Origin of the sequence: Roseburia sp. TF10-5 (assembly GCF_003462365.1) — a bacterium.
In the GTDB taxonomy this organism is placed as follows: Bacteria; Bacillota; Clostridia; order Lachnospirales; family Lachnospiraceae; genus Roseburia; species Roseburia faecis.
Genome location: NZ_QTYW01000004.1, coordinates 217795 through 243576, shown reverse-complemented (window position 1 = coordinate 243576; position 25782 = coordinate 217795). Strand labels below are relative to the sequence as shown.

Genomic DNA, 25782 nt, shown 5'->3' with positions numbered 1-25782 from the left:
TGCTTCAGTCCCTGATGTGGCATCTGACGGCAGATCCCCGGCTGAATCCGGCATTTATGCATGGGATTCTCCGGTAATTGACAGTAGTACGATTTCATGCAAACCATCCAATGTCGGACTGACCTCCTCTGGTACCATACATGATTTCTTTCTTAATCTCGTGACAGTATTATAAAAAGTATTGATAGGGACCTCATTCTGCTCACACCAGACACGGTCAGAAAATCTCCTGCTGCGGCATTCCTGAATTAATGACAGCCATTCTTCATCTGTTCTTCTCTTATTACGCATAAACCGCTTCTCCTGTTGGCTAAAGTAGTAAAACACAATACTCGGCTACCTTTACCTAAAAAAGAAGAGTGATACGACAGCATCCAGATCTGAAAATAGATAAAGTAGCCATTTACTGTATTATCTCAGATCTGTACTTACATTTGGAACGATATGTTATTCATCGCTTACCATATACTCATGCACTTCTACAGTCAATAGAATTTTTCCTATCAAAAGAAAGAAGTGATGATGTGTTCTTCTTTCTCATACATCATCACTTCTTTTTACTTTCTTATACTGTTTTTAGCTGCTACTTATAATATCACTGGAACTTTTCCTTCCAGTATTGCATTGATCTCATCCAAATCTTTACCTGTGATGGATGCAATATTCTCCGGGGACATTCCATTTTGTCTCATATTAATAATGATTTTTACTTCGCCTTCTGATTCTCCTAATCTTCTAGCATCTTCAAGATCATCCTTCATCAGTTCTCTCAACGCATCACACATATTCGCATCCCTCCTTATTTCACGATATAACTCATCATTTTCTTTGACGCTTACCTGTAACTTTTCCTACTGTTATCATAACGTAATTTTATTTTCCCTGCAAGTATTCATAAATTCCATCCGCAATACCATCTGCGATCTTGTTCTGGTACTCATCGGTCGCCATCTTCAAATCTTCTTCCTTATTTGTCATATATCCAATCTCAACGATTGTGGCAGGCACTTTGCACCAGTTGATCCCACTCATGGAATCCGTTTCCCAGACATACTCTTTTTTACACTCTGTTGCAGACACCAAATCGTCCAGCACTGCCGAAGCTAATGCATGGCTTTTGTCATACAGATCTCCATTATACGGATTTGATGAGGTCTGGCAGATGGTCATGGCTCCATGTACCGAAGTATTTTCCGATCCATTTGCATGAATCCGAATAAATGCATCGGCGTTTGCATCGTTTGCTATGGCCGCTCTCTCCGAGTTACTGATATTTACGTCATTTGTTGTCCTTACCATTACAACCTGATACCCTCTGTGTTCAAGCTCTGCCTGTAGTTTCAATGAAACATCAAGTGTAAGCTGGTATTCTTTTAAGCCGCTGGCATGTCCACTCGTTCCACTTGACACTCTGGGTTTCTTTTCCTTTGCCCCGGGACCGATCGGCTCTAATCGTGAATCTCCATTCGCCTGATGTCCTGCATCGATAACCACCGTATATTTTTGTTTTTCTGTTGTGTTTTCTGTATTTTTATCTTTTTGCGTATCCTCTGTATCTCTACTGTGTATTTCTTCCTGTGCAGTTGCCTGTTGCACAGCCGCTTCGCTTTCCTGCTCTGTATTTTCTCCTGATTGTTCCGTATCCCGAATCATATTCTCAGATGCTTTCTCCTGTGAATAAACAGAGGTCTGCACATCTCTGCCACAGGCCACGCAAAAACACATTGCTCCGGTTATGTACAACAGGCCGATAAAATTTTTATATTTTTTCTTCATATTTTATTTAACCATCTATTTATATTCTTTTAGCAATTTAATGTTATCCTGCTCGGTCTTTGACATATTTCTATATATTTCTGCCATATCCGTTGTTTTACTTTCAATCTTATTGTACCAGTCCTGCTTTTCATAATAATTTTTCAAGTCTTCATCCTGAAATTTATATCCATTCAAAGCATACATTTCATTAATAATCATCTGAATAACACTTCTGTCCCCCGGAAAATGATAGGAAGAATAGTCTTTGTTTAAATACCCCTGTATTTCTTCTTCGGTGATTTTTCTTTTGGTACTGTACGAACACAACAGCCCCTGATCCGAAACTTCTGCCTGATCTCCTCCATCCATATTCCAATCGGTATCGTAGTCTGCTGCCACACTGTCGACACGGGCATTTTTTACATCATCCAGTGTTTCGAATCCGTCAAAATAATAAGTATAATAGTCATAATCTTCCGGCCCATAATAACAGTCCTTCGAAAAATTCTCACCCGGTGTATAATAATCGGAAAGATCTGCCTCACATTCCCCGTTTCCTTTTACAACGATATTATAGAATTGAACATCATAATACTCAACCATTTTAACAGCCTTGTAATCTTCGGACGGTTTTACATGCAACTTGATTTTGTATACATCTCCATAACAATTCTGCTTATCTGCGTAATTATCATTTTTACAGTTTTCCAAATAATCGCCTACAAATGTAACAGAATCTACCGTACAATCCGAACCCATTTTTGCCGTATATTCTGTAATTACACTTTCTGCCTGTTTTTTCATGGCAGCAATCATTTCCTTGCTAATGTCTTTAACCGAAGATGCATATTTATCCAGTCCTTCCACGGTATATTCCTTTTCCGTCTCGGAAGGGATCATTTTATAATTTTCTACATAATATTCCATATCATCCGAATTTAAATAAACGGTGATGACATCACCATTACTCAGACCGGAATCTGTATCACAATAAAATTCATCTTCATCCAGTACATCTCCCGTATAACTTATCGCAACCGTTCCATTCGGACTTATTCCGCTATAGGTAAGCGTAAGATTTTCAAATGGATCAAATGTTTTTATCTTTTCCAGTCCTGATACATCTACGGTTTCATCTGAATACTTTATTTTGCAGTCCACATACTTTTTCAGTTGGTTTTCATCAATGTTCCAGACATATTTTACCCGATCTCCATTGCTTAGTCCGTCTTCCTTCTCTAAAGACACCGAAACACAATTCCCGAGTAATTCTTCCATTGAATATCCGAATAAAGCATATTCATATTTGGATTTTGCTTTGGATGTGTAAGAAATCTTTTTCTTATATTTATCCAGAATTTTATTCCAGTCAATCGTCGCAGTTGCTTTTCCATATCCATCATAACCCTCAAAGGTTACCGTAACATAGTTATTTAAATTGATGGTGGAATTTAAATTGGCCACTACAATAAGAATCACCACGATGGCTGCGATTCCGATTTCCACACCTACTTTATATTTTTTAGGCAGAGAGGCTATACGCTTTACCAATTTCTTTATCTGTGATTCCAATGACGGTTCCAAGACCAGTCTTGCTCCACATTCTTTGCAAAATACTGCCTGATCTTCATTCTCAGTTCCACATTTTCTACAAAACATTTTCTTTCTCCCCATTGTAAATCTTTAATTCTTTTTTTCTCTTATGTAGCTTTCCATTCCTGCCAGGCGTTCGTTAACGTCAGGGACTAATCTTGTATCAAACGCAGCTATTTTGGAAATTCCGCAGATATCCAGCATCAAATATTTTATCGTATAATACTTTTTGTTATATTTCTTTAAAAGTTCCTGCTGCACAAGAGAATTTACATCCGAATAAAACACTTCCGACACCGTCTCGTCATATATCATGCCCGTTGAAATATCAATATTTCCTACATACACAAGCAATTGTGTATCCGTAAACGCATAAACAGTAGTCTGTATCAATAAGTATCTCGGCATAGCATCCTTATCAACCCTGTATGCCTCAAATGGATCTTTCGAATAAAATCTTTCTAAAAGGCTGACAATTTTTTTTGCATTTGCAGTATTACCTAAAGAATTTATACGCGGTGTTGTTCCTGCTCCGGCTATAACAACCGGCTCTACTTCTTCCAACTGTTCCTCATCCACATTGAATTTTTCAATTGCTCTGGATTTTAACTCAGAAATATATTTCTGAGTGGCCTCATCGACTTTCGTTTTCGCTCTGCCATTTGATTTTGCATGCATAGACTCCTCTAAAGATACAACAAATACTAAAAACGCCAAAATTTCAATGACAGAGCAAAAATAACCAAACTTATTCATAGGTCCCATCAAATATTCATGTCCCAAAAACAGTTTCAAAAGTAAACTGATCACAAAAGCACAGATTGAAACAGCTATAAAATCTCCAAAACCGAAAAAATACCGGCGCACCATAAAATCAATTCCATTTCTGCTTGTTCCCATCAAAGACTCAGCTGCATGATTTACCGTTTCCCCAGCCAGTTTTCTCATCGATGCAGCGTTGAAATTTTCGTTCTCCTCTCCATGATTTTCTAATTTAGCCCCGCAGGCAATACAAAACTTATCTGTTGGCCTGATCTCTCTTCCACATTTTGGACAATTCATCTTTTCTTTCCTCTCATTCGTATTTTTTAATTCCTTTATCATCGCATAAAAAAACGTTTTTCCGTCATCTCATGGCATCCGGTTTCTTTACTTCCAACAGATCAAACAAATTATGTACATCATATTCCGAATATCCGCTGGATGAAGCCGTTTCTAACAATTTCTGATAATCCGGTGTTGATCTAAAATGTTTTCTGTAATAATAGTCATACTTTATATAAGCCCAAAAATAATAATAAATTCCCCTCGGCTCGATCATAATCGCTGCATTTAAATATTCTTCTATCTTATTGATAACCGGACGCGACGTTAAAAATGCCTTTTTCCCCTTTAACAATGCAACTGCTGCATAAAAACAGATCTCCGAATCTTCTAAATTATCTTCCAGTGCTTTGTCAAAACACGATATTGCTTTGTCATACAATTTTAATTTCAGGTAACAAAAAGCAAGTGACGTATTTAATATTCCATCGTCCGGATGATCTGCCATCGCTTTTTTATATACATTGGCCTGTTTATTCAGATCCCGTGATGAAAAATCACGGATACTGTTAAACGAAGTAATTACAATAGGGCGAAAGCAATATGGACATGTTTTTGTACCTGTTGTAATTATCGCCGCACATCCCGGACATTCTAACTCAACAACCTGATGCTGCATAATCCCTGTGCCTCCTTTTATCGTTTTTTTCTCTCTGTTCGAAGTTTGAGATTTATCAGAATGGTTTTACAGTTTTCTATAATAATTTTTTCTGTTTTTCCCATAGTCTTTGTATTGCATAACGCGGGAATATTGTTTTCTATCGTCTTTAGGCAGTTTGCAATCTCTCGTTCACAGGCAATCACAGAATTATCTCCGATTCCAAAATCACTCTCATTCCGCAAATATTCCATAACATTTCGAACCGCTGTCTTTACTTCTCTTGTCACGTTATATTCATGCGCTTTTATTTCTTCATTTATCTGCAGGGCTTTTTGATATGGTTCCCTTCCACGGAGCACAGCCTGCGGATGATATTCCGGTTTTTTGTTTTGGATTGTCCATCCCAGATAAAATAATGAAGCAATGAATCCTGTCCATAAAATATATAATAAAATTTTCCATGCCCACAATTTTCCTGTCGAAAGAAGAACTTTGCCCGGATTTTGCAGAATAGAAAGTAAATGTTCCGGATTATTAAATAACCAGTTATTCAAGTGTAATCCCGTCCCATAAGCATCCGGGAAAATAATCAGATACACCACTGCATATATCGCATAAAAAATAATTGGAAATAAAAATGCAATCCGATTAAGGTGAAATTTTTTTCTTTTTGATTCTGCTTTCTTTCTGTTCATTCCAATTTTCCCATAAGGCATTTTTCTTTGTATTCTCTGAGTTTTTCATAGTCACTCTTTGGCGGTATGATGGTTTCCACATAAAAATTTATGACTTCCGCACCAAATCGTTCAAACTCATCTTTCACCGCGTTTTTGCAATCTTCGGATATTTCGTCCAAATATCCGGTAACCTCCAAAAACGAAATTTTTCTGCGGATCATATATGCAGAAATGACATTTTTAATTTTCGATACAAGAAGTCCACTAAAATATGCTGCGACAAATTCATAAGTTACGGTTGCCCCCAACGGAACTACACCTACCACTTCCGCAACAAACCTTCTTGTATCATCGATACGCAATCCATATGTACCGTGCGACCGGATGGATAACAAAATCCCGTATTTCGGATCTTCTACCGGAAACGGGTTCTGTGTCCCCCAGTTCATATTTAATTTCGAAGTTTTATTCACATAATAAATTTCTGCCGTAAACGGAGTATCTCCACCGAACGGCAGATTTACAAGTTTGTTCAAAAGTGGCAAATTCCCTGTATTAAGCGTATGCGTTCCCGGTCCGAATAAATCCAATGCCTTTCCGCCCTTAAAAAATAAGGCTTCCTGTCCCTGATTCACAACTAACTGTGAACCATATACAAAGTCCTCTTCCGGATATTTATAAATCAGCCAGGGCGAACCATCACAAGGGCCGTCATATTTTACACGATTAATCAAAGCCCAATTATTTTTCTTTTCTCTTCTAAACATTGTCACTCCTATTCTCCATTAATAATATGTAGAATTAATAAGTTTGTTTGTTTTTTACAATTTTATCTCAAAAGTATATTTTCATACTATCTCCGTCATCATCGGTAGTCAATCCAATTCTGTTTTAATAAGAAAAAGTGATGATATATTCTTTTTTTCTCATACATCATCACTTTTTCTTATCACCATATTCTATTTTTTCTCCAGTCCCGGCCACTCCTGGTCTTTCTCCGAAAGTGTCAGCGGCGTTCCATCTGCCATGCAATATCCTTCCGCCGATGGTGTGCCGCGATACTCACCTGTCACATCCGGCCACCGGATACCGATCTTTGGGTCATTCCATGCCAGACCGCCCTCGTCGTTCGGATGCCAGAAGTCATTGACTTTATAGCAGAACTCTGCCTCGTTGGACAGGACCAGAAAGCCATGCGCAAAGCCTTCCGGAATCAGGAACTGTTTTTTGTTTTCTTCTGACAGTTCCACACCATACCATTTTCCATAGGTTGCGGAACCTTCCCGCAGATCCACCGCCACATCAAACACGCTGCCGCGCACGGCTCGCACGAGTTTGCACTGCGGATAGTTGATCTGGAAATGCAGTCCGCGAAGTACACCTTTGACGGACATGGACTGGTTATCCTGTACAAACTGGATATCGAATCCGGCTTCTTTCATTTCCCGTTCATTGTAGGTCTCCATAAAGTATCCGCGGGCATCCCCGTGTACGGCCGGTGTAATCACACACAGCCCTTCGATACCGCCGACATTTTTTTCCACTGTTATCTGTCCCACTGTTTTTTCCTCTTTCATGCTGATTTATAACTATTCAGAACCCCCTCAGAATAGTTACGCTGATTTTAATATTTCACTCTGCCTTCTGCGACTGCTTTTAAATGCTCTCCATACGGGCTCTTCCCATAGCGTATCGCAGAATCAAGCAGTTTTTCTTTATCAATCCACTGATTGATATATGCAATTTCTTCCGGTGCGGAAATGGTCACGCCCTGCCGGTGCTCAATCATCTGCACAAATGCCGCCGCATCCAGCAGGCTATCCATCGTTCCAGTATCCAGCCATGCAAAGCCACGTCCGAGCAGCTGTACATTTAGGTTTTTCTGCTGCAGATACATGTCGTTTAACGTCGTAATCTCCAGTTCGCCGCGGGCAGATGGCTTTACCTGTTTTGCCATCGCGCTCACGCCTGCCGGATAGAAATACAGTCCGGTCACGGCATAGTTGCTCTTAGGCTGTGCCGGTTTTTCTTCGATGGATACGGCTTTTCCGTTCGCATCGAAATCCACGACCCCGAAACGCTCCGGATCGTTGACATAATAGCCAAAGACGGTTGCCTGTCCCTCTTGTGCATCCTTTGCGGCATTGCGCAGAATTTTTCCGAATCCGTTTCCGTAGAAAATGTTGTCGCCGAGTACCATGGCGCAGGCATCCTCTCCGATAAATTCCTCTCCAAGCAAAAATGCCTGTGCGAGTCCATCCGGAGACGGCTGCACTTTGTAGGACAGATGAAGCCCGAACTGATTTCCATCCCCCAGAAGTGCTTCAAATCTCGGGGTATCTTCCGGCGTGGAAATAACTAAAATATCACGGATGCCTGCCAGCATCAGTGTAGACAGCGGATAATAAATCATCGGTTTGTCATATACCGGAAGCAATTGTTTACTGGTTACCATGGTCAGCGGGTACAACCGGGTTCCGGCGCCGCCTGCCAATATAATTCCCTTCATCTTAAAGTTCCCCCTGTCGCTTTAATTCCTGCAGATACCGCCCCAGTGCGTCCTGCCAGGTTGGAAGCGGTGTAAATCCATTTTCTTTCAGTTTCTTTTTTTCCAGTCTGCTGTTAAACGGACGCGCTGCCTTTGACAGACCGTATTCCGCGGTTGTCACGGGCTGCACTTCGGTAGAAAGCCCTGCCTGCCGATAAATTTCTTTTGTGAAATCGTACCAGGATATATAACCACCCTCGTTTGTTACGTGGTAATAACCATATTTTTCGGTTTCCATCATGTCAACAAGCAGTCTTGCCAGATCGTAAGTATAGGTCGGTGTGCCGATCTGGTCATTTACCACGCGCACCTGCGGGTGATTTTTTGCTACCTGCAACATGGTTTTGATAAAATTCTTTCCGTTTAATCCAAATACCCAGGCGATACGAACGATAAAATACTTTTCCAGTGTCTGTGCCACTGCCAGCTCGCCCCCCAGTTTACTCTGTCCGTATACATTGAGCGGTGCATACTCTTTGCAGTCCGGCTCCCACGGAGTCTCGCCCTGTCCGTCAAACACATAGTCTGTGCTGATATAGACCATCTTGGCATCTGCTTTTTTTGCCGCGTCCGCAATATGTTTCGTTCCATCTACGTTGATGGCTCTGACTTTTGCCTGATTTTCTTCGTCCTCTGCTGCATCCACAGCGGTCCATGCCGCACAGTGCACGATGGCATCCGGCTGTACTTGCATGATTGTCTGTTCCACTGCTGCCGCATCGGTGATGTCCAGCGGCACATACGATGCACAGGATTCCAGTGTCGGTGCAATATCCGAACCGACTGCCTGATGTCCGCGCTTTATCAGTTCGTTTACCACGTCATGTCCCAGCTGTCCGGCAACGCCTGTCACGAATACTTTCATATTTATAAGCCTTTCTTTCCGTACATTTCTTTGTAATAATTCTGGTATTCCCCGTTTACGATGTTCTCCCACCATTCCTTATGATCCAGATACCACTGGATGGTCAGGCGGATACCATCTTTAAACATCGTCTCCGGCAGCCAGCCCAGCTCGTTGTGGATCTTGGTCGGATCGATGGCATAGCGCATATCGTGTCCTTTTCTGTCCTGCACATGCTCGATCAGACTCTCCGGCTTGCCAAGATATTCACAGATGAGTTTCACGATATCGATATTTTTCATCTCGTTGTGTCCGCCGATGTTGTAGACTTCTCCGACGGTTCCGTTGCGCAGGATCAGATCAATCGCCTTACAGTGATCCTCGACATACAGCCAGTCGCGCACATTGAGTCCCTCTCCGTATACCGGAAGTGGCTTGTCTGCCAGCGCATTTGCGATCATAAGCGGAATGAGTTTTTCTGGAAACTGATACGGGCCGTAGTTGTTGGAACAACGGCTGATCGTCACCGGCAGGCCGTACGTTCTATGATATGCCATAACAAGCAGATCCGCAGATGCCTTCGAAGTGCTGTAAGGACTGGAGGTGTGGATCGGCGTATCTTCATGGAAGAACAGATCCGGGCGATCCAGCGGCAGATCTCCGTACACCTCATCCGTGGATACCTGATGATACCGTGAAATGCCATACTTTCTGCATGCGTCCATCAGCACAGACGTACCGATAATATTGGTCTGTAAAAAGACTTCCGGATTCTCAATGGAGCGGTCCACATGGGACTCCGCTGCAAAATTGACGATGACATCCGGTTTTTCTTCCTCAAAAAGGGTATATACTCCCGGACGGTCGCAGATATCGAGTTTTACGAAACGAAAATTCGGCTGATCCATCACCGGTGCGAGCGTGGACAAATTGCCCGCATAGGTCAGGGAATCCAGACATACGATGCGATCCTGTGGATGTTCTTTTAACATATAGAAGATAAAGTTGCTGCCGATGAAACCGGCACCACCCGTTACAATAATAGTCATGTACTTTTCCTCCTGTGTGAGTTTCCAATTTTTCTATTTGATTGCATTATAAAAGGTGACGCTAGGTCACCTTCAAGTCTTTTTTATAGATTTTTCAAACTATTTTCTGCACAGGAAGATCCCTGCATCTTTTGTGATATGAAATCCATCTGCCACACGGGCAGAAACAAATTCCCGGAACTCTTTGTACTGGTTCAAAAGCAGCTGGTTCTGGTTTCCGTGACAGGAAAGAATATAGGAAATCAGCGGTTCTGCTTCCGCTATTTCAATCGCATCCTCGTATCTTCGCATCTGAATTTCCGGAAAATACGGTGCTAACAGGTTTTCTCCGTTTTCAAGCCCGAACCGCTCATACAGCACCTCCGCTGATAAAACGATTTCTTTATGAAACTGTTGCACCAGATCGGTAATTTCCCACATATGCTGCTTTCCATAAGTACTGCACAAAAAACGTCCCTCATCTTTTAAGACTCTCCTGCATTCTGCAAGCACCAGTGGGATATTTTCACAGTAAAACAGCACATGATCCGCGATCACAACATCAAACATTCCCTCCTCATAAGGAATTTCTTCGCAGTCAAATTTTTTATAGGAAAAGCGGCTGTCCTCTCCCAGTGCACGCTGTGCATCCTTTAGCATTCCTTCCGATTTGTCCGAGAGAACGACCCAAAGATCCGCAGGCAGCTGTTCCCTGTTTTCGGTCCAGAGTGCTCCATTTCCACAGCCGAGTTCCAGAATCCGCATCCCCGGCTGCAGATTACACTGCTGCATAATCCACGGAAACCACCCCTGCGGATTGACGGAATACTCCCTGTGCAGGCGAATCCGGGCGGAAATATTTGCCGCATTCTGGTACTGGTTTTTCAGGCTTCGTTCCACTGCCGTCAGATGGATCAGATCCAGCATACTGTTCCAGTCAATCGCCTGTTCCGTCTGGATGGCTTCTATGGTGCGGTCAATCGCCTCATCCATCGCCTGCATTTCGTCCATTTTCTGCCGCAGCAGCTTCTTCTGTATCCGCATGGATTCAAGAAGATACTGCTGGTCTGCCGCAGCTAGTGTCATCTCCCGGATATCTTCCAACGAAAACCCCAGATATTTTAATAAAAGGATCTGCTGGAGTTTTGCCAGATCTGCATCCGTATACAGCCGCGCCCCTGCGGCAGTCCGTGCACTTGGTTTTAAAATATTCTGTTTATCATAATACCGGATCGCGCGAAGTGTCACATGAGCTTTTTTTGCAAATTGTCCGGATGTGTAATACGCATCCTCTTTCATTCTACAGTTCTTTCACCTCATCCCGCATTTCTTCTGTCATATTCTGTACATAGGTCGTCTGGGAAGAAATTTCTTCCGTGTTTGCGGCAATCGTTGACACTTTCTGCGTCATGGTATTCATGCTTTCTACCAGATCTTTGATCGAATCCATGCTCTGTGTAATCTTTGGGAGAATTGCCTCGGCTTTCTGGTCGTTCTGTGTCAGAAGATCCTTCGTGGAATCAGACAGTGTACGGATTTCCTCCGCTACCACTGCAAAGCCTCTTCCGTTCTCACCGGCACGCGCCGCCTCAATGGAGGCATTGAGCGAAAGCAGATTTGTCTGTCCCGCAATGGCAGAAATATCTTCATTGCTCTTTTTATATACACTGATGAAATCCGACATGATACGGATGGACTCATTCAGTTCATCGCACAGACGGGAAATATCCTGAATATACTGTGCCAGATTGGTTGCTTCATTTGCAGATTCCTCGTTTGCCGTGTTCAGTTCTGCAATGTTATCGCTCAGGGTAATAAACCGGTCTGTGATATCTGTAATCTTCTGCTGGCGGATTTCCTGTTCCGTCCGCTCCTGATCGCGAAGTTCTGCAATCTTTTTTGTCTCTTCCTCTGCCATGCCCCGCACATAGTGCACACAGTTTTCTTTTACGTTGACCCCATTGTGGATGGCACGTACCATGTTGGTGCAGCTTGAATATCCACAGGATTCGCAGTCCCTGTGCTGTTCCTCATAGGTATCTTTTTTCATTTCTGCAAACAGGCGGTTCTTCTCCTGTTCGGACGGTTCCTCAATATGTACTGCGCGATTGGTGTAGCTGCGCATAAAATCGTTGATGTCCAGCTTTCCAAAAGCGTCCATGAAGTTTTTCAGACGTTCCTCCGGTGTCAGTGTATCTGCCCACGGACTCCTGCTTTTGCTCTTCCTGCCAAAGTGTGCCTTCCCCTGTTTTGCACTGGTTTTGCTGTTCCGCAGTTTTGCGATTGTCAGCATGACATCATCCGTTCCCCGTTTCGGATCTGTGGCAGTTCCGTAGAGACAGCCCTTCGCACAATTTAAGATATCTACCATAAACGGAAGTTCTTTATTCTGCTGAATACGTTTTGCATAGGAACGCAGATATTCATACGCCTCATGCTCGCCCTCTACCTGACGCACTACCTGCTCTTTCCCAAGAAAATGTTCTACATTCTCCCGCAGTCCACCAGGCATCGGATACAAAGAACCCAGTCCGTATTCCAGTTCATCGGTATATGGTTCACACCCTTCATAATCGTTTCCGATATACTTCATCATCTTTTCAAAAGTTACATTATAAGAAACATATCCACCGCAATTGGGATCGGTAATCTCTAATTTTTTGGCAATACACGGGCTGATGAAAGCAATTTCATCTGTGACCTGCATGTATTTTTTCATATAAATAGCAGTACACATCATCGGGCTGTGTACCGGCATCAGACGCGGAATCAGCTCCGGTATATATTTTTCCACATAGGTGACTACTGCCGGACACGGCTGGGAAATGCCCCCGAAAAATTTGTGTTCCGTAATGTATTTCAGATATCCCCAGGTTGTGATATCCGCACCGAACGATACACTGCAGATATGGTTGACTCCCTTACTCTTTAAATATCCCAGCACACGCTGGTATTCTTTGGGATAATTTGCCAGAAATGCCGGTGCCAGTATCACGGAAATTTTCTTTCCCGATGCAAGGTCTTCAAAGAAGCGGTCCGTATCATCATAATAGTCTCTCGCTTCATGTGGGCAGACATCAAAGCATTCCCCACATGCAATACATTTGTCCGGGTCTACCGTTACATAACCTTCCTGCGTTGCAATATTTGCCGTAAGTACAGGACAGCCCCGCACGCATTTGTTGCATCCGGTGCATAAATCATTTGTGTAAATCAGTTCCATAAACGCACTCCTTATTATGATTTTTGTATAAACCCCACCCCTATATGCTTATAATTTTATTACTTTTTACCATATTTGTCCAGTGTAACCTTGCTTTTTCCGTTATTTTTATCAAAACACAAATGGTTGTCTATGATTTTTTGCAGACTGGATTTATATTTTTTTCCCATTTTGGATATATACACACCGATAGATCGCACTATACTAGGATACAAAGAACTATTTTCACCAATTCGGAGGTTTTCCATGAAAAAAGCAGCTGTTATCCATGATCTGTCCGGTTTCGGAAAGTGTTCGCTCACGGCAGCGATTCCGGTATTATCCGCGCTGGGCGTGCAGTGTTGTCCGGTTGCAACAGCCGTACTGACCGGCCAGACCGGTTATCCCTGTTATCACTGTACCGATCTGACCGCTATGTTACCGGACTATATCGATGCCTGGGGGAAAAATAACGCACATTTTGATGCCATCTACAGCGGATTTCTGACCGGGGCGAAACAGATTTCGCAGGTGCTTGATTTCATCCGCTATTTTCGGGAAGAACATACGCTTCTTCTGGTTGACCCTGTTATGGGGGATGACGGAAATGCTTATCCGTTTTTTACTCCGGGGCTGTTAAATGGAATGAAAGAACTGACGCTTGAAGCAGACGTGATCACACCGAATCTGACGGAAGCCTGTCTGCTGGCAGACATCCCGGAAGATGCCTTACTTCATTGCAGGACAAACACGGATCTGCTAAAACTGGCAGAAGATGTGGCCCAGCGTCTGCAAAAAAAGGTACCACACCCCCAGGATGTCGTGATCACCGGTGTCAAATGCCGTGGCGAGAAACATCCCGTCATTTATAATATTGCTGCCACTGCAAATGGAATTTACCGGCACGAATCGCCGTTTTTTGACCGGAGTTTTTCCGGAACCGGGGATCTGTTTGCCTCTGTATTGTGTGGCTGCCGCACAAAGGGCATGTGCACGGAAGATGCGATTCTGCTTGCAGGGAAATTCTTATCCCACAGTATCGGGGATACCATGAAAGAAAATACACCGGGACGCGATGGCGTTAATTTCGAGAAATTTCTTATTGACCTGATTGCAGATTCAAACGTGTAAAAAATGGGAAACCCGGAAACGAATTTCGCAATTGACTAATCCATACGATAGAAAGAAGGAATTGTTATGGCAAAAATTTTATATGTGTATAATGATCAGGTATATGCAAATATCACAAATAAATGTGACTGCAACTGTACGTTCTGTATCCGTAAACAGTTTGATGGTGTGGGCGATGCGGATACCCTCTGGCACAAAGCAGAGCCTTCTTTAAGTGAAATTATTGCCGCAATTGATGCCTTTGATTTCACCGGCTACAAAGAATTTGTTTTCTGTGGCTATGGGGAACCGACCTGTGCACTGGAGAATCTGATCGCCAGTGCCAGATATGTCAAAGAAAAAACAGGTCTCCCGATCCGTGTCAATTCCAATGGTCTGGGAAACCTGTATTATAAACGTGACATTGTACCACAGCTGGCAGAAGTGGTAGACAGTATCTCCATCAGCTTAAATGAGGCAACTGCAGAAAAGTATGAAAAAGTAACCCGCCCATCCTTCCCTCATGCTTATGAGGCAATGCTTGATTTTGCAGAGGAATGCGGAAAACTTATCCCACACACCCAGCTGTCAATCGTGGATATTCTTCCGGAAGAAGACATTAAGGCGTGTCAGCGCATCGCTGACAGCCGCGGTGTCCATCTGAAAGTACGTCCATGGGAGCACAGTGCATAAAGAAGTTATCGGTTACTGTTCTCATGCTTACCTGTGAACACCAACGGCATTACAGCCCCAGCACATCAAGAAGGATCTGTTCATCTTTCTTTTGTTTCTGTGGATGCTGTAATTCCGCATCTGCCAGACGGGTACGGATATTCTGCATCCGCTGATCCAGATCTGCACTGATCTGTGCACATTCGCTCAGTTCCTGTGCCAGACGCTCGGTTTCATCTGCCGGAACATTCTTTTTGTACCGCACTTTGTGCTCCAGACTCGCCCAGAAATCCATGGCAATGGTGCGAAGCTGTACTTCAACTTTCATTTCCCGTTTCTCATTCTGTAAAAAAATCGGCACTGCAACGATCAGATGCAGGCTGCGGTATCCGTTTTCCTTCGGATGCTTGATATAATCTTTCTGTTCGATCAGACGGATATCATCCTGCTGAAGCAGGCAGTCCGCCAGCAGATAGATATCTTCCGGGAAAGAGCACACAACCCGGATTCCTGCTATATCATTGATGTTCTGTTCAATCGCCGAAAGCGTCAACGGAATATTTTTCCGGCGCACTTTGCGCACGATTCCGTCCAGCGATTTCACACGTGTCTTGATGGACTCGATCGGATTACGGTCATATTCCAGCGAAAATTGTTCGTTTAACACTTTAAACTTCGTTTCTACTTCCATGATTGCGCACTTGTAATATGCCATCAGCGTATCCAGCGGTTTTGTATTTTCCTGCACAAAATCCAAAAATTCATCAGACATCAGACGATTACGGACAAGGTTTTCCGCTGCCTGCTGCAGCTGCGCATTTACTACTTTACTTAATTCGTTCATATCTATTTCCTCTTTTTCTCCTGTAATTTTCTATATAAATAATTGTGAAATTCTTAGTTCCGGCGGACTCCCGTGTGGTGGCTCCGGCTGCGGCCTCTCCGATACGCACTCAATATCCAGAATCAAGAATTTGCAGAAAGTGACTGCGTGACTCCTTTGATGATTTGTGTTCGTTCAAGTTTCGACAGCGGCGCGGTTTGTGTCCGTCTGCCAAGGACGCGTCCGAAGGATTTCGTGTCTGCCTTAGCGGAGTGCTTCAAAATACTGTGCCCGCGGGTCGTGTTTGCGACCACATTTATTTAAGGTCATTCAAAAAAGTCCGTAGGGAGACATAACCGGGAGCGGGCGCCATAAAATTTTTGAAGTGCTCCGCTTAGGCAGACTAGAAATTCTGAGCGCATCCTTGGCAGACGGACACAAACCGCGCCGCTGTCGAAACATTGCCCGTACACAAAATTAGAGCCACGCAATCACTTTCGCAAATTCTAAGATTCTGTCTAATTCGTGCGTATCGGAGAGGCCGCAGCCGGAGCCACCACACGGGAGTCCGCCGGAGCACAAACTTTCCCAATTGTTTTAAATAAAAAGAACTTCACGGAAATAAATTTCCATGAAGCTCTCCGCACATGGACTTTCCTGTCTGGTTTCCACATGCCTATATTATAATGGATTCATCCGCAAAACGGAATAAATAAAGTCTGAACTTTTTCCGAATTTTATCTTAATCCTTGAACAGATCAGTAGAATAATAACGGTCTCCGCTGTCCGGAAGAAGGGCAACTACAGTCTTTCCCTTAAACTCCGGTCTTTTTGCCACTTCGATGGCTGCCTTTAATGCCGCTCCGGAAGAAATACCTACCAGCACGCCTTCCTCTTTTGCAATATATTTGGAATACTCGAAAGAGTCTTCATTGGAAACCGGGATTACTTCATCATAAACCTTGGTATCGAGTGTGTTTGGAATAAATCCGGCTCCGATACCCTGGATCTTATGTGGACCTGCCTTTCCGGTAGACAATACTGCAGATGTCTCTGGCTCTACGGCAACGATCTTTACATCCGGGTTTTTGGATTTTAAATACTCACCAACACCTGTGATGGTTCCGCCTGTACCGACACCGGCTACGAATGCATCGACTTTTCCATCCGTATCTTCCCAGATCTCCGGTCCGGTTGTCTTCTTGTGTGCTGCCGGGTTTGCAGGGTTCTCAAACTGCTCCGGAATGAAGCTGTCTGCGATCTCTTTGTGAAGTTCCTCTGCCTTTGCGATGGCTCCCTTCATACCCTTGCTTCCATCGGAAAGAACAAGTTCTGCACCATATGCCTTGATGATGTTGCGACGCTCAATACTCATGGTCTCCGGAAGAACGATGATCAGGCGGTATCCCTTTGCTGCTGCGATTGCCGCAAGTCCGATACCTGTGTTTCCGGATGTCGGCTCGATAATGGTGGAGCCCGGTTTTAATTTTCCGTCCTTCTCTGCCTGCTCAATCATCTCTTTTGCAATACGGTCCTTAACAGATCCTGCCGGGTTAAAGTACTCCAGCTTTGCAAGAAGTCTTGCCTCAAGGCCAAACTTCTTCTCGATGTGTTTGAACTCTACCAGTGGTGTGTGTCCGATCAGTTCCAATGTTCCTTCATAAATATTTGCCATTTTATTATCCTCCAATTTACTCTCTCTGATTTAATCCCTTATTTTCATACTTCTTTAGTAGGAATTATCTGTTGTTATGAATATACACCCTTTCCCAAACGCTGTCAACTACTTTTTACGATATTATTTTATACCTCTAAAAAAATACACGACACTCCTTATATTTTACTCCGCTTTGCCACAATTAAGACTCCAAAATTTTAACAGAGCCAGAAACTGCACAAAATTCGTAAAGTATTCTATAAGAAGCATCGTGTATTTTTATCTATATGTGTATAAAAAACCTTCCGACTTTATCACTCTTCATCCTCATCGTCATCATCGTCCGCATCCTCACCGAGCAAAGCCTCTTTTAAAGTTCTCCAGCCAAGGACTGCACACTTCACACGCGCCGGCATATGCGCGATATCGCGGAGTGCCGATGCCTCCTCAAGAGAATCAATCTCCTCCTCGCTGGCATCGCCTTTGATCATTTTCATAAAGATTTTCCCCATCCGCAGGGCCTCTTCTTTTTTCTTTCCGACAATCATGCCAAGCATGATATCTGCGGAAGCCTGGGAAATCGCGCATCCATCCCCGACAAATGCACCATCGGTAATCGTGTCGCCATCCGTCTTTAATTTCAGGAAAATATCATCCCCACAGCTCGGGTTGACACCCTCAAGCACAATATCCGCATCCGGCAGATCATGTTTAAACTCCGGGCGCACGTTGTGCTCGGTTAAGATTTCATTATAAAAACTTCTATTTTCCATATCCCATTCGCTCCCTTATACTTGCGATGCCTGCTACAAATTTGTCGGCTTCTTCTTCGGTATTGTAAAACATAAAGCTTGCCCTGGTGGCGGAGCTGATGCCCAGATAATTAAGCAGCGGCTGCGCACAGTGATGTCCGGCACGCACACAGATGCCATCGGCGATTAAAATCTCGCTCACATCGTGTGGATGCACGTCATCAATTGTAAATGTAAGAATTCCGGTGTGTTCTTCGACCCGGTCGGATCCAAGTACATGCACATGTGGAAGTTCTTTCAATCCGTCAAACGCACGCTTTGTCACAGCAAGTTCCCGCTCCTGCATCACATCAAAGCCAACAGACTGTGCATATTTTATGGCAGCATGCAGTGCTATGGCACCGGCAGCATTTACGGTTCCCGCCTCAAACTTGTGCGGAAGTTCTGCGTATTTTGCACTCTCACGGGTGACCGAATCGATCATTTCACCTCCAGAAAGAAATGGCGGCATCTTCTTTAACAATTTTTTCTTTCCATATAACACACCAATTCCCATCGGTCCGAAAATTTTATGTCCGGAAAATGCAAAGAAGTCTGCATCCAGATCCTGCACATTGACCGGCATATGCGGGGTGCTCTGTGCCCCGTCCACAACGATCACGGCATCTTTTTCATGCGCCATGGCCGCGATCTCTTTGATTGGATTGATCCTCCCAAGGACATTGGAAACCTGTGTGATTGCGACGATCTTCGTCTTTTCTGTAATCTGTTCCCGCACCTGATCCAGATCGAGAGATCCATCCGGGCGGCACTCGATAAACCGCAGTTTTGCTCCTGTCTGTCGGGCGACCATCTGCCATGGCAGAAGATTGCTGTGGTGCTCCATGATGGAGACAAGAATTTCGTCCCCTTCTTTTACATTGGTTAAACCATAACTGTACGCTACAAGGTTCATACTCTCGGTCGTGTTTCTTGTAAAAATAATTTCCCGCGCGGATTTGGCTCCGATAAAATCACGCACACCTTTTCTGGCATTTTCATACAGCTCGGTTGCCTCCACACTCAGCGGATAATTTCCACGCAGTGGATTTGCATTGTGTTTCAGGTAAAAATCGCGTTCTGCGTCAATGACACACTGTGGGCGCTGGGAAGTTGCGGCATTGTCGATATAGACCCATTTCTTTCCATCGCCCGCTCCTGCTTCGATTTCCGAAAGCAGCGGAAAGTCCTTGCGATAATCGGTCATGTTACACCTCCCCAAGTTCTTCATCGATCATTTTGGCGAAGCTCTCATCTTTTATGATCGCTTTCAGACGATCAATGTTGGCTCGTGCCATAATATTCTCGGCATGTTCTTTGTCGATGCCGCGGCTGGCAAAATAAAACATCGTATCCTCATCAAGTTCGCCGATGGTTGCGCCGTGATTTCCCACGACATTTTCCTCGGAGCATAAGATGACCGGAACGGTTTTATTTTCTACATCTTCTCCGAGCATCAGCACATTTTCCAGCTCATTTCCCACAGAATCGGAAGACCCGGTCTTAAAGTCGATCGTTCCACGGAAGATTTTCTTTGCCCCGTCACGCAAGGCACCTCCCACATTGATTTCACTTTCGGTATGTTTTCCAAAATGGTTGACCACTTCGTTCATGTCTATAATATGCGTATGTTGCCCGATATATCCGATATCGCTCTTAAAACTGCTGCCATCCCCATTTAAGTTGATGGTCGTATCGGAATAGATATCCCCTTTTCCGAGGTATACCTGCACCAGTTCCACACGCGCATTTTTTGCACATTCTCCCTGAATCTGATTGTAGACCAGAGAACTTTCCTGTGTATGCTGCAATTGTATGAGACGCACCGTTGCATTTTCCTCGACGGTCACGTTTGTCTTTACCGCAAGTTTTTCTGCTGTCTGATAATCCATAAATACAGTCACCTGCTTGTCTGCCGGTGCTGTAATGTTAATCGTTTTGCTGCTGTATGCGCTCTCTCCGGTAATGGAAAAACGCACTTCTTTTGCAGCACCAGCAGTCACGGTTTCCTCCGGAAGTTCTGTTGTATGTTCTTTGTCCCACGGAAGCTTGGTCTCGTTGACATGTAACCAATACCAGGTCTTCGATGGAAGTTTATTGATTGTCATTTCTGTCATTGTTCTCCTCCTAACCTATGCTTCCCTTCATCTCCAGCCGGATCAGGTTGTTCATCTCAACCGCGTACTCAACCGGAAGTTCCTTGGATACGTTGTCTGCAAATCCGCTGACTAAAAGTGCCCGGGCATCTTCTTCCGTCATGCCTCGTGACATCAGGTAAAAGACAGCATCGTCGCTGATGCTTCCGATCTTTGCCTCATGTCCCACGGCTGCATCTTTGGTACGGATGTCCATGGCCGGAATCGTATCCGAACGCGACTCGGAATCAAGCATCAGGGACTGACAGGATACTGCTGATTTTGATCCTTTGGCATCCTTTGCCACAACCACGCTGCTTCGGAAGGTACTGATTCCGCCGTCCTTGCTGATGGAACGGGTATTCATATAGGAGCTGGTGTTTGGTGCTGCGTGTACCACTTTGGCACCGGTATCCAGGTTCTGTCCGTGTCCGGCAAATGTGACACCGGTGAATTCCATTTTGGCACCCTCCCCCTTTAAAACGCTCATCGGATACAGGCAGCCCACATGGGAACCAAACGATCCGGAAACCCACTCGATCGTTCCGCCTTCCTCAACGGAGGCACGCTTGGTATTCAGGTTGTACATATTCTTGGACCAGTTCTCGATGGTGGAATAACGAAGCTTTGCATTTTTTTTGACGAACAGCTCCACGCAGCCTGCATGCAGGTTTGCTACGTTATATTTCGGAGCAGAACATCCCTCGATGAAATGAAGGCTTGCGCCCTCGTCCACGATGATCAGTGTATGCTCAAACTGACCGGCTCCTTTGGCATTCAACCGGAAATAAGACTGCAGCGGAATGGACACGTGCACGCCCTTTGGCACATAGACGAACGAACCACCGGACCATACGGCTCCGTGCAGTGCTGCAAACTTATGGTCATGCGGGGTGACAAGTTTCATGAAATACTTGTGTACCATGTCCGCATATTCTCCTTTTAAGGCACTTTCCATATCGGTGTAGACAACGCCCTGTGCGGCAACCTCGTCTTTGACATTGTGATATACCAGCTCGGAATCGTACTGGGCACCGACACCGGCTAAGGATTTCCGCTCGGCCTGCGGGATTCCCAGACGCTCAAATGTCTCTTTGATGTCTTCCGGCACATCCTTCCAGGATGCCTGCATTTTGGAATGTGGACGGACATAGGTGGCAATGTGATCCATGTCCAGTCCCTCAATTGACGGTCCCCAGTCCGGAACCGGCATCTCATTGTAAATCTGTAAGGACTCCAGTCGGAACTGCTGCATCCATGCCGGATCGCCCTTTTCTTTGGAAAGCTGCTCCACGATCTGTGGGGTCAGACCTTCTTTCATTCTGTATGCATCTTTTTCCTCATCGCGGATATCATAGATGCTGCGGTCGATATCTTCTACCTGACTCTTTTCTCTCATTTCGCACGCACCTTTCTTACTGTTCAAATTCCTCAAAACCGTTTTCGTTGATCTCATCTACTAAGGAAGCATCTCCGTTCTTTACGACTTTTCCTTCATCCATAACGTGGGTGACATCCACATGCAACGACTCTAAGATTCGTGTGCTGTGGGTGATAATCAGAAGGCTTCCTTTGCATTTTTCTTTGTAAAGCTGGATGCCCTTTGATACGGTACGGACGGCATCCACATCCAGTCCGGAGTCGGTCTCGTCAAGGATTGCAAGCTTTGGCTCTAACATAAGCATCTGCAAAATCTCTGCTTTTTTCTTCTCACCACCGGAAAAGCCGACATTTAAATCACGTTCTGCATAGGACTCGTCCATGGAAAGAAGTTTCATGGTCTCGGTCAGTTTTTTCTTGAAATCCCACAGACGGACACGCTTTCCGGTCTTCTGCTCGAGTGCATTACGGATAAATGCGCTCAATGTCACCCCCGGAACTTCCAGCGGATTCTGGAAGGAGAGGAAGATTCCCTTTTTGGCACGCTCATTCACCGGCATCTCTGTGATGTCCTCTCCGTCAAAGAAAATCTGTCCGGATGTGATGGCATATTTCGGATGCCCGGTGATGGCATAGCCCAGGGTGGATTTTCCGGTTCCGTTCGGTCCCATCAGAACATGCACTTCGTCTTTTCCAACTTCTAAATTTACTCCGTGTAATATTTCTTTATCTTCAACGTTTACGTGCAGATCTTTGATCTCTAATAAATTTTTTTCAGACATTTGTATTTCCTCCATATAAAACATGTTGTTTAACTTTCACAGGAATGTGTCTTCTGTGAAATCATATCCTCAAGGGTATGCTTCTCAAGGTAATCATTGATCACAGCTTCCAGTCCCTGCCAGAACGGAAGTGTGGTACACTCTGCGGTGCTCTCGCACTTTTTCCCACCTTCACACAGGCACGCCACCGGAGCTAAATTTCCTTCGATCAGTTGAAGGATCTCAATTACTTTATATTCCGACGGTTGTTTGATCAGACGGTAACCGCCACCCTTTCCGCTGGCACTCTCAAGCATCTTCCCTTTTGTCAGTATGGTCATAATACTTTCAAGATATTTCAGGGAAATGCCCTGCCTTGTGGCAATTTCTTTGACCGGAATGAATTCTCCGGAATTGTGCTGCGCAAGATCGACCATCACACGCAGTGCATATCTGCTTTTTGCGGATATCATCATATCGTTTTACCACCTCGTTTCATGAAATACGACCGCAGCGTATTCCGTGAGTTCTACGGTGTGATTATAAGCCCCACTCCCCTACTATGTAAATAGGGGAATGTGAAAAATCATGTTTTTCTTCCAATACAAATTGCTGTTTAACTGTGTGGTCTGGGATCTTTTGTTTTTCAGAGGGACGGATTTGCGGGGGATTGTTCTAAATATAAGTTTTTTCGATGCGACGGAAGAAGGGGGGACATTCTCTTTCTCCAGAAAAATTTACAAGTCAGCGCCGATGTTGATTTCAGGTTGATTTGACAAAGGTTTTACTTTTATGCTATTAACGTTACATGATGGAACTACGGCGCAGTTGTAAATTTGTTCTTCCGAAAGAAATGACCCCCTTCTTCCTGTAGATAGGAAAACTATAAGTAAAAGAATGATGTCCGCAAATCCTGTCTTTGGAACAAACATAAAGGCACCAGAACCTGCAGTTAAAGGGACGCCTCAAAAGCAGCTACGAATGCCATGAACTGGAATAAGTATAAAAATACCCTGTTAAATCACTTGATGATAAGACCTGGTCTCTATAGATGAAAAATTAAAGTATTAGGTGACGGTTTTCCAAAATTTTTATGCATGAAATCAGGAAATGTCACCTATATAGTAAAAATTGCTTCTCCACATACCGGTTTTTTCGAAAAAGTGGTATCTGGAGAAGCAATTTTTGATCTATAGAGACTTTCCGGTATCTGAATGTTAAATTTTCAATATATAGGTACCACAATGGTATCTTTTACATGAATTTTATTGGTATAGATACCACGATGGCATCTTTTACTGAATTTTATTGATATAGGTATCACGATGATCTTTCCTATGAATTTTGATTATATAGAACTCGTCCTTTATTTATAATTTGATAATACCCATTCATATAAATACTTCAATAGAACTATTGTTTCACAAAATACCATCAATGAAATTTCCATCTATAATTTCTGGTGCGCAAAAAACGGTATTTTCTATAAAATGAAAAAAGACCCACGAATCTCTCATGAGTCTTTCTCCATTTTAGTTTTTTTGCAAAATTTATTTATTTTTTACAGTGACTTTGCACTTATTTGTGATACCGTTAGATTTTACAGTAATGGTAACTTTTCCTGCTTTCTTTGCCTTGATCACACCCTTGGAAGATACGGCTGCGATCTTAGTATTCGAAGATTTGTAAGTTACTTTTCCAATGCTTCCCTTTACGCTTAACTTCGCAGTCTTACCTTTTTTCAGGGTTACTGTCTTTTTGTTTAAGGTTGGATTTTTAACGGTAATTTTTACCTGTCCACTTACACCGTTGTTAGTTGCGGTGATGATAACAGAGCCTTTCTTTACAGCGGTAACTTTACCGTTGGCATCTACTTTGGCTACCTTCGGGTTGCTGCTGGTGTAGGTTGTAATTCCGCTTCCGGATACGACATTTGCAAGGATATTGGTCTTACCCTTTACGTACAGTGTGGTATTTTCACTGACAACTGCAACTTTTGTGTCACGCTTGATATAGCTGATGGAAGAACCGTCCGGAGTCTCAAAAGTAAGGATGGTTGCCTCACCTTTCTTTGTGATGGCGTACTTGCTGGCCTTTGTAAGATCCTCTCTGTCGGTTGAGATGTATACACCACTGCTTGCATCTTCTTTTCCATCATTGTCATATGCATAAAATGTAAATGGACTCTCGGTATATGTTCCGGTTCCATTCGGATCAAAATACGTCACTCCGGTTCCGTCCGCTTTCAGTTCACAATACATTTTTGCGTTTTTATACTGCGGATTGCTGGCATATGCGGACATATCTGCATCCCAGACACCTGCTAAAACGCTCTGCTGTGCTGCGGTATCTGCATTCTTCATTTCTGCAAGATTTTCGGTACAGAATAAAGCGATGCAGTTTTGGATCATCTGCTCGTTTTTCTCTGTCAGTGCACTCTTTAAGATACCGGAGCCTACCCAGTTTGCATATTTTCCGGTGTTGAGTTTTAACAGTTCTGTCAGATCGCTGCCGTAACGGAATTCAATGTGATAGGTTGTTGCCGGAGTATCCGGGCAGAGGAATACATACTTAAACTCATCCTCGTTTTTGTCTGTGCTCTGGAATACATAACCTTCCATCACACCGCTGAGTGCATCTTTTTTCAAAAACTTATACGTATGGGAAACTTTTTTGCTGTCGCTTGTGGTAAATTCTACTTTGCCACCGTCCTGGAAAGAAACTTCCTTTACATCATTGATAAATCCACAGTAAAATGTATTTGGATCTGCTTTGTCACCGTAGGTCGTAGAACCCACGGAAGCCTTCAGCGTCTTTACGGCTTCTGCTGCAGCACTTCCTCCGACAACGGCTGCTGCGTCATCGTTCCAATACTTATTGTATTTTACATCAAATAATGCATCCTTGAACAACTGGATGTAATCGCCTTTTACTGCGGTAAATAATTTATCCGCCTTGGAGCTGTCGGACTCCTCTGTCGGGATCGTTGGTACACTTGTGTTGGTGCCTGCCGCCATAACCGGTGCTGCAGATGTTCCTGCTACCGTAATGGACAATAACAGTGCGAGTAATGCTTTGCGCATCTTTTTCATAATTCT

Annotated in this window: 25 protein-coding genes; 2 read left to right on the top strand and 23 right to left on the bottom strand. The window is 43.8% G+C overall.

What is annotated here, in order from left to right; translation table 11 throughout:
- Positions 1-54: 54 nt before the first annotated feature.
- The 14 genes from DXD06_RS17450 to DXD06_RS06330 form a co-directional block, all read right to left on the bottom strand.
- The gene (locus DXD06_RS17450) at positions 55-291 is read right to left on the bottom strand and encodes a hypothetical protein (protein ID WP_243000883.1); all 237 of its coding nucleotides are present in this window, start codon (positions 289-291) and stop codon (positions 55-57) included.
- Between the two features lie 296 nt (positions 292-587).
- Entirely contained in the window at positions 588-785 is a 198-nt protein-coding gene (locus DXD06_RS06390) for a hypothetical protein (RefSeq protein WP_117831066.1), read from the bottom strand.
- An 88-nt stretch (positions 786-873) separates the two neighbouring features.
- The gene (locus DXD06_RS06385) at positions 874-1776 is read right to left on the bottom strand and encodes an N-acetylmuramoyl-L-alanine amidase (protein WP_243000881.1); all 903 of its coding nucleotides are present in this window, start codon (positions 1774-1776) and stop codon (positions 874-876) included.
- Between the two features lie 15 nt (positions 1777-1791).
- Positions 1792-3417 (bottom strand): YARHG domain-containing protein, encoded by a 1626-nt coding sequence (locus DXD06_RS06380; RefSeq protein ID WP_158569497.1) that lies wholly within the window; start codon positions 3415-3417, stop codon positions 1792-1794.
- A gap of 24 nt (positions 3418-3441) precedes the next feature.
- Positions 3442-4413: a zinc ribbon domain-containing protein gene (locus DXD06_RS06375; protein ID WP_158569496.1), complete on the bottom strand. Its 972-nt coding sequence runs from the start codon at positions 4411-4413 to the stop codon at positions 3442-3444.
- 64 nt (positions 4414-4477) lie between these two features.
- On the bottom strand, positions 4478-5074 hold the full coding sequence (locus DXD06_RS06370) for a tetratricopeptide repeat protein (RefSeq protein ID WP_117831064.1): 597 nt from the start codon (positions 5072-5074) through the stop codon (positions 4478-4480).
- Positions 5075-5091: 17 nt separating this feature from the next.
- The gene (locus DXD06_RS06365; protein ID WP_117831063.1) at positions 5092-5751 is read right to left on the bottom strand and encodes a hypothetical protein; all 660 of its coding nucleotides are present in this window, start codon (positions 5749-5751) and stop codon (positions 5092-5094) included.
- Complete coding sequence (locus DXD06_RS06360; protein ID WP_117831062.1) at positions 5748-6500, bottom strand: SPFH domain-containing protein; 753 nt, start codon at positions 6498-6500, stop codon at positions 5748-5750. The genes DXD06_RS06365 and DXD06_RS06360 overlap by 4 nt, the downstream gene beginning before the upstream one ends.
- A 192-nt stretch (positions 6501-6692) precedes the next feature.
- On the bottom strand, positions 6693-7292 hold the full coding sequence (gene rfbC, locus DXD06_RS06355) for a dTDP-4-dehydrorhamnose 3,5-epimerase (RefSeq protein WP_117831087.1): 600 nt from the start codon (positions 7290-7292) through the stop codon (positions 6693-6695).
- Positions 7293-7357: 65 nt separating this feature from the next.
- Positions 7358-8242: a glucose-1-phosphate thymidylyltransferase RfbA gene (gene rfbA / locus DXD06_RS06350; protein WP_117831061.1), complete on the bottom strand. Its 885-nt coding sequence runs from the start codon at positions 8240-8242 to the stop codon at positions 7358-7360.
- A gap of 1 nt (position 8243) precedes the next feature.
- Complete coding sequence (gene rfbD / locus DXD06_RS06345; RefSeq protein ID WP_117831060.1) at positions 8244-9146, bottom strand: dTDP-4-dehydrorhamnose reductase; 903 nt, start codon at positions 9144-9146, stop codon at positions 8244-8246.
- A gap of 2 nt (positions 9147-9148) precedes the next feature.
- On the bottom strand, positions 9149-10174 hold the full coding sequence (rfbB, locus tag DXD06_RS06340) for a dTDP-glucose 4,6-dehydratase (protein ID WP_117831059.1): 1026 nt from the start codon (positions 10172-10174) through the stop codon (positions 9149-9151).
- A 99-nt stretch (positions 10175-10273) separates the two neighbouring features.
- Positions 10274-11452: a MerR family transcriptional regulator gene (locus DXD06_RS06335; protein ID WP_117831058.1), complete on the bottom strand. Its 1179-nt coding sequence runs from the start codon at positions 11450-11452 to the stop codon at positions 10274-10276.
- Position 11453: 1 nt separating this feature from the next.
- Positions 11454-13376, bottom strand: coding sequence for a [Fe-Fe] hydrogenase large subunit C-terminal domain-containing protein (locus DXD06_RS06330; protein WP_117831057.1), 1923 nt, complete (start codon positions 13374-13376; stop codon positions 11454-11456).
- Positions 13377-13622: 246 nt separating this feature from the next.
- On the opposite strand from DXD06_RS06330, the gene DXD06_RS06325 reads away from it, so the two are divergent.
- Both DXD06_RS06325 and DXD06_RS06320 read left to right on the top strand, forming a co-directional pair.
- A complete protein-coding gene (locus DXD06_RS06325) occupies positions 13623-14486 on the top strand; it encodes a pyridoxamine kinase (protein WP_055067155.1) in 864 nt (287 codons plus the stop codon).
- A gap of 66 nt (positions 14487-14552) precedes the next feature.
- Positions 14553-15158 (top strand): TIGR04100 family radical SAM protein, encoded by a 606-nt coding sequence (locus DXD06_RS06320; RefSeq protein WP_055067156.1) that lies wholly within the window; start codon positions 14553-14555, stop codon positions 15156-15158.
- Positions 15159-15207: 49 nt separating this feature from the next.
- On the opposite strand, the gene DXD06_RS06315 is transcribed toward DXD06_RS06320, so the two are convergent.
- The 9 genes from DXD06_RS06315 to DXD06_RS06275 all read right to left on the bottom strand — a co-directional run bounded on the left by DXD06_RS06315 (position 15208) and on the right by DXD06_RS06275 (position 25776).
- On the bottom strand, positions 15208-15981 hold the full coding sequence (locus DXD06_RS06315) for a GTP pyrophosphokinase (protein ID WP_022046938.1): 774 nt from the start codon (positions 15979-15981) through the stop codon (positions 15208-15210).
- 721 nt (positions 15982-16702) lie between these two features.
- The gene (gene cysK, locus DXD06_RS06310; protein WP_055260985.1) at positions 16703-17635 is read right to left on the bottom strand and encodes a cysteine synthase A; all 933 of its coding nucleotides are present in this window, start codon (positions 17633-17635) and stop codon (positions 16703-16705) included.
- A 296-nt stretch (positions 17636-17931) separates the two neighbouring features.
- Positions 17932-18390 (bottom strand): Fe-S cluster assembly sulfur transfer protein SufU, encoded by a 459-nt coding sequence (sufU, locus tag DXD06_RS06305; protein WP_117831056.1) that lies wholly within the window; start codon positions 18388-18390, stop codon positions 17932-17934.
- Positions 18380-19615 carry an aminotransferase class V-fold PLP-dependent enzyme gene (locus DXD06_RS06300; protein ID WP_117831055.1) on the bottom strand — a complete coding sequence of 412 codons (1236 nt, stop codon included), beginning with the start codon at positions 19613-19615 and terminating at the stop codon, positions 18380-18382. Before DXD06_RS06300 ends, sufU begins: the two co-directional genes overlap by 11 nt.
- Position 19616: 1 nt before the next feature.
- Positions 19617-20525 (bottom strand): SufB/SufD family protein, encoded by a 909-nt coding sequence (locus tag DXD06_RS06295; protein ID WP_117831054.1) that lies wholly within the window; start codon positions 20523-20525, stop codon positions 19617-19619.
- Positions 20526-20535: 10 nt separating this feature from the next.
- The gene (sufB, locus tag DXD06_RS06290; RefSeq protein WP_055260979.1) at positions 20536-21942 is read right to left on the bottom strand and encodes a Fe-S cluster assembly protein SufB; all 1407 of its coding nucleotides are present in this window, start codon (positions 21940-21942) and stop codon (positions 20536-20538) included.
- Between the two features lie 16 nt (positions 21943-21958).
- A complete protein-coding gene (gene sufC / locus DXD06_RS06285) occupies positions 21959-22705 on the bottom strand; it encodes a Fe-S cluster assembly ATPase SufC (protein WP_055067160.1) in 747 nt (248 codons plus the stop codon).
- Positions 22706-22734: 29 nt separating this feature from the next.
- Positions 22735-23160 carry an RrF2 family transcriptional regulator gene (locus tag DXD06_RS06280; protein WP_022046931.1) on the bottom strand — a complete coding sequence of 142 codons (426 nt, stop codon included), beginning with the start codon at positions 23158-23160 and terminating at the stop codon, positions 22735-22737.
- Between the two features lie 1074 nt (positions 23161-24234).
- On the bottom strand, positions 24235-25776 hold the full coding sequence (locus DXD06_RS06275; protein WP_117831053.1) for an Ig-like domain-containing protein: 1542 nt from the start codon (positions 25774-25776) through the stop codon (positions 24235-24237).
- Between the last annotated feature and the right edge of the window lie 6 nt (positions 25777-25782).